At 41.4% G+C, this 9,228-nt stretch carries 7 protein-coding genes; 5 read left to right on the top strand and 2 right to left on the bottom strand.

The window, feature by feature from the left end; genetic code table 11:
* The coding region (locus ADA42_RS04345; RefSeq protein ID WP_048763777.1) for a LysR substrate-binding domain-containing protein at nt 1–439 on the top strand (439 nt) is incomplete at its 5' end.
* A 52-nt stretch (nt 440–491) separates the two neighbouring features.
* On the opposite strand, the gene benK is transcribed toward ADA42_RS04345, so the two are convergent.
* Both benK and benP read right to left on the bottom strand, forming a co-directional pair.
* The gene (gene benK, locus ADA42_RS04340; protein WP_048763776.1) at nt 492–1,892 is read right to left on the bottom strand and encodes an MFS family benzoate transporter BenK; all 1,401 of its coding nucleotides are present in this window, start codon (nt 1,890–1,892) and stop codon (nt 492–494) included.
* A 37-nt stretch (nt 1,893–1,929) separates the two neighbouring features.
* A complete protein-coding gene (gene benP / locus ADA42_RS04335; protein WP_048763774.1) occupies nt 1,930–3,177 on the bottom strand; it encodes a benzoate transport porin BenP in 1,248 nt (415 codons plus the stop codon).
* Between the two features lie 283 nt (nt 3,178–3,460).
* Between benP and areR the strand changes: the two genes are divergently transcribed.
* The 4 genes from areR to areA all read left to right on the top strand — a co-directional run bounded on the left by areR (nt 3,461) and on the right by areA (nt 9,175).
* Complete coding sequence (areR, locus tag ADA42_RS04330; protein ID WP_048763772.1) at nt 3,461–5,263, top strand: sigma 54-interacting transcriptional regulator AreR; 1,803 nt, start codon at nt 3,461–3,463, stop codon at nt 5,261–5,263.
* A gap of 250 nt (nt 5,264–5,513) precedes the next feature.
* A complete protein-coding gene (areC, locus tag ADA42_RS04325) occupies nt 5,514–6,968 on the top strand; it encodes a benzaldehyde dehydrogenase AreC (RefSeq protein ID WP_048763780.1) in 1,455 nt (484 codons plus the stop codon).
* Nucleotides 6,969–6,995: 27 nt separating this feature from the next.
* Nucleotides 6,996–8,111 (top strand): benzyl alcohol dehydrogenase AreB, encoded by a 1,116-nt coding sequence (areB, locus tag ADA42_RS04320; protein ID WP_004936920.1) that lies wholly within the window; start codon nt 6,996–6,998, stop codon nt 8,109–8,111.
* Nucleotides 8,112–8,194: 83 nt separating this feature from the next.
* On the top strand, nt 8,195–9,175 hold the full coding sequence (areA, locus tag ADA42_RS04315; protein WP_048763771.1) for a benzyl esterase AreA: 981 nt from the start codon (nt 8,195–8,197) through the stop codon (nt 9,173–9,175).
* Nucleotides 9,176–9,228 lie beyond the last annotated feature (53 nt).

Here is a 9,228-nt window from a genome sequence, read left to right as displayed (position 1 = left end):
GCGTAATGAACGTTTGATGGTGGCCGTACATGCCAGCCATCCGCTTAATCAAATGAAAGATAAAGGCGTGCATTTAAATGATTTAATTGATGAAAAAATTTTGCTTTATCCAAGCTCGCCTAAGCCTAATTTTTCTACCCATGTAATGAATATCTTTTCTGATCATGGCTTAGAACCCACCAAAATTAATGAAGTCCGTGAAGTTCAACTGGCGCTTGGATTAGTGGCAGCGGGTGAAGGAATTTCATTGGTACCGGCCAGTACGCAAAGTATCCAGCTTTTTAATCTGAGCTATGTGCCGCTTCTAGATCCCGATGCCATCACGCCCATCTATATTGCCGTGCGCAATATGGAGGAAAGTACTTATATTTATTCGTTGTACGAAACGATTCGCCAGATATATGCCTATGAAGGTTTTACTGAGCCGCCAAACTGGTAACAAAAAACCCATCAGACTGTGAGGTGCTGATGGGTTTTTATAATTTTTTAGATTAATGCGAGACTGCTTCGTTCACTTTCACCGTAGTGGTGTCGTTTTGATTGGCAATCGGGCTGATCGGTTCAGGTTGATACATACGTCGGTCATTGATTAAAAATACCGTGACAATACCAAGAACCGCAGGAATACTCAGTGCCAGAAAGTTATAGAAGTGCGGCAGTTGCAAAGACAATAACCATCCAGTCAAGATTGGCCCTAAAATTGCGCCGACACGCCCCATGCCAAGCCCCCAACCAATTCCAGTAGAGCGAACATTTGGGGCATAAAATTTTGCCATGTAGGCCAGCAGCATAATTTGAGCACCAATTGAGGCTGCGCCCGCACATGCAATTAAGATATACAAAATCACACTGCTAAACTGGAAAGACAACAGACTCAGTGAAATCGCACCCAGCAACAACAAGCCCATGGTCACAAACTTGACGTTATAGCGATCCGCCAGATATCCACCCAAAATAGAGCCGATCATTCCCCCCACGTTTAAAGAGAACAAGAAAATGAGACTCTTCGAGAGGTTATAACCTGCTTCAATCATCAGTTTTGGCAACCAGTTCCCCAGTGCATAAACCATAATCAGTGTCATAAAAATTGAGCACCAGAACATCATCGTACTAAACGCACGCTTTTCCTGAAAAATCATTTTGACTGGCGCTTGTGCCTGATTTTGATTCGATGAGTTCAGTACAAAAACATGATCGGGCTGATACTGATACGACGGCACCATTCTGGTCATAATAAAACGAACCGTTTCATCTTTCTTTTTACGAACCAAATAGTCAATCGATTCAGGCAAAACTTTCATAAGAGGCAATAACAACACCAATGGAATTCCGGCAATCATAAACATGATTTTCCAGCCATAAAGCGGCACTAAAATCGACCCCAGAAAAGCTGCCGTCATGCCGCCAATGGCATAACCACTAAACATTAAGGTCACAAAAAAACTTTTAAATTTTTTCGGTGCGTATTCACTGACCAGCGCAATTACGTTTGGCATTACACCACCAATGCCTACACCTGCCAAAAAGCGAAATATGGAAAATTGCGTGGTGGTTTCGGAAAAACCGCACAATACCGTGCACAAGCTAAATAAAATAATACAGACCGCAATGACTTTTTTACGGCTCACGCCCAAATGTTCAAGCTTGTCGGCGATGGTGCCAAAAATCAGGGCACCAAACATCATACCAAACAATGCAATACTGCCAATAAAGCCCGCGGTGACCGGATCAATGGCCCACTCTTTCATTAGAAGTGGTAATGCCACCCCGTAAATTACCAGATCGTAACCATCAAAAATAATAATGAGGGTACTGAGTATAATCACTCGCCAATGAAACGGCGTGAGCTTTGAGTCGTCAATCATCTGATTGACATTAATTTCTCTAGACATAACATTCCTCCATCCATAAGGATTTAGCACCAAGCACTCAGAATTTTTTGGTGTAAGTTAGAAATAAACGATTTTCGTTAAAATCCGTTCCGTAACGGACTTTATACGGGATATACAACCACTGGAATCCGACGCCTTTTAGCTTTGGATTTTGAAAGGCGTAATTCAAAATAAAGTTGCTTTCTTGCTCTTTGTTTTTCAGACCTGTTGCGGTCTTAAAGTCGTACCCATACACATGCTTAAAGGTAAAATTTAAACCCGGTACATAATCTTTAAAGTCGTAGCCATAGATAAAGTGAACTGATTTTTCATCAGCTTTAAAGAAGCCTGTGGTGTTCCAGTTGATGAAATAGGTTTCAGGTAAAAAGCCATCTGGCAGTGGGTAAGCATCTCCCACAATTTGCTGATAACCCAGTCCAACAGTATGATTTCGGTACTTTAAAGTTTCTAAAATTCCGAAGTTTTGGCTATCGATGTTGTAATTTTTATTGTCTTCACTGGCATTAAAATATTTAAGCTTGGTATGCAACGAGGCCTCAGGCGAAAGCTTGTAGCTATAATCTGCGCCAAGATAATGTTTGTTATAAAGATTTTCTAAATTACCAAAATAATATTCAAGCTTTAAATTCGGTAAAACCTGATATTTTAAATCGATGTAATTTAAACCGTCCGAAACGTATTTGATGCCATTTTTGGTGAAGGTCAGTTTACGAAAATCTTCTTCGTTACGTGGCGATACTTTAGAAATTATTCCAATTTCACCCGTAAGCTTACTGGTCAGTTTCGAATTGAGGCTAACCCCCTGATACGAAGTCAGTAACTGACGGCTACGGTCTACCGCAGTGACGGGTAAATCTGGCCAAAGCTCGCCCACACGAAGTTCGGTTTGATCATATTTAAGTTTAAGTGTTCCACCATATTTTAAATAATCACGCGCCTGCTCTTGGCTTACCGGATCAAAAGGTAAAATGGTATCTGCCACACCCTTGTCATGACTCAAACGAACCGCATATTGCACTGAACCATCCACACCAATTTCAAGTCCATCGATGGGTGTTTTGTAATAGTCAGATTTATAAAATAAAGAAGCGCCTTGCGACCAGCTACCGGTGTCCTTGACAGCATTGCCGTCATAATCACGATCGATATAAGCGTTTTTGAGGCTAAGTGTCCAGTTATCTTGAGCATTGACCACTGTCGGTATCACACCGATACAGCCTACCATGCCAAAAGTAACCCCCATTCGTAGCATAAACTGATAAAGACGCGTTGTTGAATATTGCATAGGTCCTTCCCAAAAGATCATCCTGATCATGTAATAAAAATAATTATTGATCGCTAATTTATTTTTTTTAATCACGTGTGTCGATATTCAAAAATACATATATTCATACCTTTAGGATATGTTAATACCTATAAAACGCCTGAAATCTATAAAATCAACTTTTATACACAACTCAAAAAGTATCTTTGCTATAGTCAAAAAAGATTCAATGGACGATGAAAAGATGATGTTGTTTCTGATGTAGTCGCGAGCAACGTTTCTTTGTTTTTGAAGGATTCAAAATATGCAAATTTCATCAAGTCGTGACTGGTGCCAAGTTAAAGATTATTTTTATAAAACGGGTCAAGTTCCAGAACAAACCGAGCTTGATCCAACCATTTTACAGATGTGGCATAAAGCCAAAGCAGCAGGCTTGAGCCCGTTCACGCCAGTTCCAGCCTCGACACAGCAGCCCCTAACCACTGAGGATATTCGTCTATCTGAAACGGTTTTTCCTATTTTGAAAGATATTTGGGCGCTGTTTAAACATCAGAATATTTGTACATTTTTCCTGAATACCCAATTTAAAATTATTGCCGAATATCAAAATCCTGACCCTCATTCGCCCTATCATTTTTTAAAGCAAGGTCAAGTTCTGGATATTGCACAGTTTGGCAGTATTGCGCCCTCGTGTAGTATTTTGAGTCAGATGCCGATCATTATGATGGGCCACCAGCATTATTTAAATGAATTCTCTGACTTTTACTGTGCATCTGTACCTGTGTTCAATGGTCAGGGCAAAATACTGGGCGCGCTGGACATCACCTCGTATCGTGAACAACTGGCCAGTAACTGGCTAAGACACCTGCTTTATCAGGGGTATGTGGTTGAAAATGAAATAATAAAAAAGAACATGCCAGCACAGCATCAACTACTTTATTTTCAGCATTCAGAAGATTTATTAAAAACAGCCTATACTGGCATGATTGAAATTGATGCCACGGGGCAGATTCAAAAAGCCAATCAAATGGCACTAACTTTACTCAATACGTCTATTGATCAATTATTGTATAAGCCCATCTCGAACTATTTCAGTTCGATCAGTACCCTCGCCTCACTTGAGCAGCAGACGCAATTTATACGTAGTCAAGACGAAGCGCTGTTTTATGCACGTTTATACACGCCTCAAAGGACTAAAAAAACAAGCCACCTATTCAGCACATCTACACCCGATTTTAAAGATATTGCCAAATTAAGCAAAATCTTGCATTCCGATGTACCCATTTTAATTACGGGTGCCACAGGTTCAGGTAAAGATCATTTGGCACGTCAAATTCACGAATTTGCGGCAAAAGATCAGGCATTTATTTCGATTAACTGTGCAGCTATTCCTGAACACTTACTTGAATCTGAACTTTTCGGCTATGAAGCAGGTGCTTTTACAGGAGCAAGTGCCAAAGGCAAACGTGGTTTGATCGAACTTGCTCATCAGGGCATTTTGTTTTTAGATGAAATTGGTGATTTACCCAAACATTTACAGGCAAAATTATTACGCGTTTTACAAGATCAGTTTTTTTATCGTGTAGGCGGTCATAAGCCGATTCAAAGTCAGTTCAAATTAATTTCTGCCACCCATCAAGATCTATTGGCAATGATTGACAACCATGACTTCAGAAGTGATTTGTATTACAGAATATGTGGCTATCAGATCGAGTTACCGCAACTCAAAGACCGTCCAGATAAAATTGATATTTTTAAGACACTGCTGGCCAAAGCCAAAATTTACAGTTGGTCGGTCAATGTTCAAGAACAGTTCGAGCGCTACGATTGGCCCGGAAACATTCGAGAATTGGCTCATGTGATTCAACTTTCTGCGGCGCTTATATCGCATGATTCTCTTGAACATGCGCATCTTGAACATTTACATCTACCACAGCAACGAAAAGTTATGCCCCAATCCTACCTAGCAAATAAGCCTCAAACTTCACTGAATCAGATGACCAAACAGCTCGTTTTAGACATTTTGCAACAAGAAAAAGGCAACATCTCTCAAGCCGCTAAGCGACTCAATATCTCAAGGACAACACTGTATAAGTATTTACAGTAATAAATCCTAAAAGTAGTACTGTACATTGTTCAGATTCTGGACAATGTACAATTCAATAGTGTTCAGCCCCTGAACAATTACCCGAAAATTTAAAAAATTAATTAAATAAAAACAATAATTTAAATATTGGCACATTCCCTGCAATAGGTGAGATATCGATACTACACATACGATTTTAGTCTGTGTGATTTTAAACAATCGTAAGAACGAAATTATCGAAAAAGCACGAACAGGACGTTACGAGGTCTATATGACATTACTTGATGCTTCAATTTGGAACAAAAAATTATTTAACGGTGGTTGGTTTGAAAGCGGACAACCCTATGGTGTGGTAGAAGTTGCCACAGGTGAGCAGCTCGGCCAGACAGGCTCTGCATCGCCTACAGATGTTGCTCAAGCAGCGAAAGAAGCGCAAACGGCGCAGCGGCAGTGGTGGGCGCTCGATTATTTAGAACGCCAAGCCGTATTTGAAAAAGCCGTACAGATTGCCACAGAGCACCAAGATGAACTGGTCAATTGGCTGATACGTGAAAGTGGCTCACTGGCACTTAAAGCTCAGTTTGAAGTGAAAGTAAGCATTCAAATGCTTAAAAACTGTATTGCATTTCCGCAGCTAGATCAGGGGAACATATTACCGAGTCGCAACGGTAAATTAAGCTTGGCCAAACGCTTACCGTTGGGTGTGGTCGGCGTGATTTCACCTTTTAATTTTCCGCTTTATTTGGCGCTTCGTGCGGTTGGGCCAGCTTTGGCATTTGGTAATGCGGTGGTACTTAAGCCAGATGAACGAACGGCGGTGTGTAGTGGTTACGCAATTGCCCGCATTTTTGAACTGGCTGGCTTACCAAAGGGATTACTGCATGTATTACCAGGTGGCGCCGATACAGGTGAGGCACTCACGCTCGACCCACATATTGCCAGCATTCAGTTTACGGGTTCAACACAGGTGGGCCGTATCATTGGTGCCAATGCAGGCAAAACTTTGAAAAAAGTCTCGTTAGAACTTGGCGGCAAAAACTCGCTGATTATTCTCGACGATGCCGATCTCGATTTAGCAGCCGAGAATATTGCATGGGGTGCATTTTTGCATTCTGGGCAGATTTGCATGACATCTGGCAAAATCTTGATACATGAAAAAATTTACGATGCCCTCAAAGCACGCGTAATCGAAAAGGTCAAACGCTTTGTGGTGGGTAATCCTTTAGAGCAAAACGTGACCATTGGCCCTTTGATCAATGAAAAGCAAAGCAAGCGCGTAGAAGCATTGGTTCAAGCCGCGGTTGAACACGGCGCGACCCTTGAAGTTGGAGGTAAAGCGAATGGCCCGTTCTTTGAGCCAAGCGTACTTTCACAGGTGCAAGCAGATAATCCAATTTTCATTGAAGAGATCTTTGGGCCAGTGGCCGTACTGATTCCTTTTGCAAGCGATGAACAAGCGATTGAACTGGCCAATATGGGAGATTATGGGCTTTCGGCTGGCATTATTTCATCCAATGTGGGGCGTGCCATGCAACTCGGTGCACAGCTAAATGTCGGTTTGTTACATATCAATGATCAGACCGTAAATGATGAAACGATTAATCCATTTGGCGGATTTGGCGCATCTGGCAATGCAACACGAATTGGTGGGCCAGCAAATCCAGATGAATTTACTCAGTGGCAATGGATGACCATTCAGGCTGAGGCGCCACACTATCCATTTTAATTTTTTTCTCATACAGGATGTACAGAAATGACAAAGTTTACCGAAATCACAGCAGCAGTGACCGAATGCAAAGGCGCAGACTTTGAGCTCAAACAGCTCAAGATTCGTGAACCTCAAAACGATGAAGTATTGGTTAAAATTGTAGCAACGGGAATGTGCCATACCGATCTGATTGTGCGCGATCAGTATTATCCTGTTCCATTACCAGCGGTACTTGGTCACGAGGGTTCAGGCATCATTGAAGCCATTGGCCCGAATGTCAAAGATTTGGCTGTAGGTGATCACGTGGTGCTCAGCTATGGCTTTTGTGGAAGCTGTGAGCAGTGTAGCAGCGGACAACCTGCCTACTGTCAGGATTTTTTTGGACGAAACTTCAGTGGTGGAGATCCAGATGGGCATTCTGCCGTATGCACGCACGATCATCATAAAATTCATGATCATTTCTTTGCCCAATCTTCATTTGCAACCTACGCCATCAGCCGTGAAAATAATGCCGTAAAAGTGAGTAAAGATGTACCGCTTGAACTTTTGGGGCCACTCGGCTGCGGCATACAAACTGGTGCAGGTGCTGCAATCAATGCGCTGAAAGTCGCGCCTGCCAGTAGCTTTGTCACTTGGGGTGCGGGCGCAGTCGGACTCAGTGCACTTCTTGCTGCAAAAGTATGTGGTGCGACCACTATTATTGCAGTGGATATTGTCGAGTCTCGTTTGGCGTTAGCCAAAGAACTTGGTGCGACCCATGTTATCAACAGTAAAACGCAAGATCCTGTCGAAGCCATCAAGGAAATCACAGGCGGTGGTGTAAAATTTGCTCTTGAATCGACTGGACGCCCAGAAATTTTGAAACAAGGGATCGATGCGCTCGGTATTCTTGGCAGCATTGCAGTGGTGGGTGCCCCTCCTTTAGGAACGACCGCAGCGTTTGACGTGAATGATTTATTGCTTGGCGGCAAATCGATTATCGGCGTTGTAGAAGGTAGCGGCGTACCGAAAAAGTTTATTCCGGCTTTGGTTTCGCTGTATCAGCAAGGTAAGTTTCCGTTCGACAAACTGGTTAAGTTCTATGATTTTAAAGATATTAATCAGGCAGCAATAGATAGCCATAAAGGCATCACACTCAAACCCATTTTAAAAATTGGTTAAGTATTGAGAAGTGATGTCTTGAACAAGACATCACTTCTCAAATCGTAAATAAATCAAAATGATTTAAAAAGGATTTTTAATACATGTTACAGAGTTTAGATCCACAACTGGCAAGTTTTTTTGCAATGCTTGAAGCTCAAGGTGCACCTGCATTTGATATTGGTACTCTAAATGATCCAAATATCAATGAAATGAGAAACTGGTATCTCAATTTCGGTCCTCACGTAGCGGGGCAATTCATTGAACTTCAAGACGTAGAAGATTTATGGATACAAGTAGACGATGGTAACTTACGCTTAAGATTGTATAAAACTCAACGCCAGCATAGTGAATCATGTGAAACACTGATTTACTTCCATGGCGGAGGTTGGTGTATAGGGAGTATCGAAACGCATGATTTACTTTGTCGACATTTGGTGAACGATCTAGATGTTAATGTCATTAGTGTCGATTATCGTCTTGCGCCTGAATACCCATACCCTCAAGCTGCTCATGATGCGATTCATGCCACACAGTGGATTTTTGAACATGCATCTGCTCTTGGCATTCATCCAGACCATTTATATGTTGCAGGAGACAGCGCAGGAGGCAATCTGGCAGCAATCACTGCTCTCACTTTTAAAGAACAAACGTATAGAACTTCTTTAGCAGGACAAATTTTAATCTACCCATGTATTGATCTGACCGTAATACATGACAACAAATATCCATCCTTTGAAGAACAGAAGCTCACTCCTCCTCTATCTGCCGAACAAATGTCAAAGATGATACAAATCTATTTGAAAAATGAAGATTTTGCTTATCAATGGCTTGCCTCACCACTACTCGCTCAAAGTCACCAACATCTTCCATCTACATTAATTATAACAGCCGAATTTGATCCTTTACGTGATCAGGGTCGTGTTTATTTTGAAAAATTAAAAAGCAGTTTAGTAAATACTGAATATCATGAAATAAAAGGTGTGGTACATGGTTTTTTTGAAATGTATGGCGTACTCAATAAAACGAAAGAGACAATCAATATAATAAGAGCATGGTTAAAAAACAATACACAAGCCAAATAATCATTTTTAATTAAAAAGGTTCTTATTAAGAACCTTTTTAATTTACCCATAAA

It is taken from the genome of Acinetobacter sp. 243_ASPC, from assembly GCF_001054715.1.
GTDB classification, from domain to species: Bacteria; Pseudomonadota; Gammaproteobacteria; order Pseudomonadales; family Moraxellaceae; genus Acinetobacter; species Acinetobacter soli.
The sequence above is the reverse complement of the archived record's forward strand: the minus strand, read 5'-3'. Positions and strand labels throughout refer to the sequence as shown.

Excerpts from the sequence above, each read along its gene's own strand:
- benK (WP_048763776.1), bottom strand. The coding sequence starts at position 1,892 with ATGTCTAGAGAAATTAATGTCAATCAGATGATTGACGACTCAAAGCTC.
- benP (WP_048763774.1), bottom strand. The coding sequence starts at position 3,177 with ATGCAATATTCAACAACGCGTCTTTATCAGTTTATGCTACGAATGGGG.
- areR (WP_048763772.1), top strand. The coding sequence starts at position 3,461 with ATGCAAATTTCATCAAGTCGTGACTGGTGCCAAGTTAAAGATTATTTT.
- areC (WP_048763780.1), top strand. The coding sequence starts at position 5,514 with ATGACATTACTTGATGCTTCAATTTGGAACAAAAAATTATTTAACGGT.
- areB (WP_004936920.1), top strand. The coding sequence starts at position 6,996 with ATGACAAAGTTTACCGAAATCACAGCAGCAGTGACCGAATGCAAAGGC.
- areA (WP_048763771.1), top strand. The coding sequence starts at position 8,195 with ATGTTACAGAGTTTAGATCCACAACTGGCAAGTTTTTTTGCAATGCTT.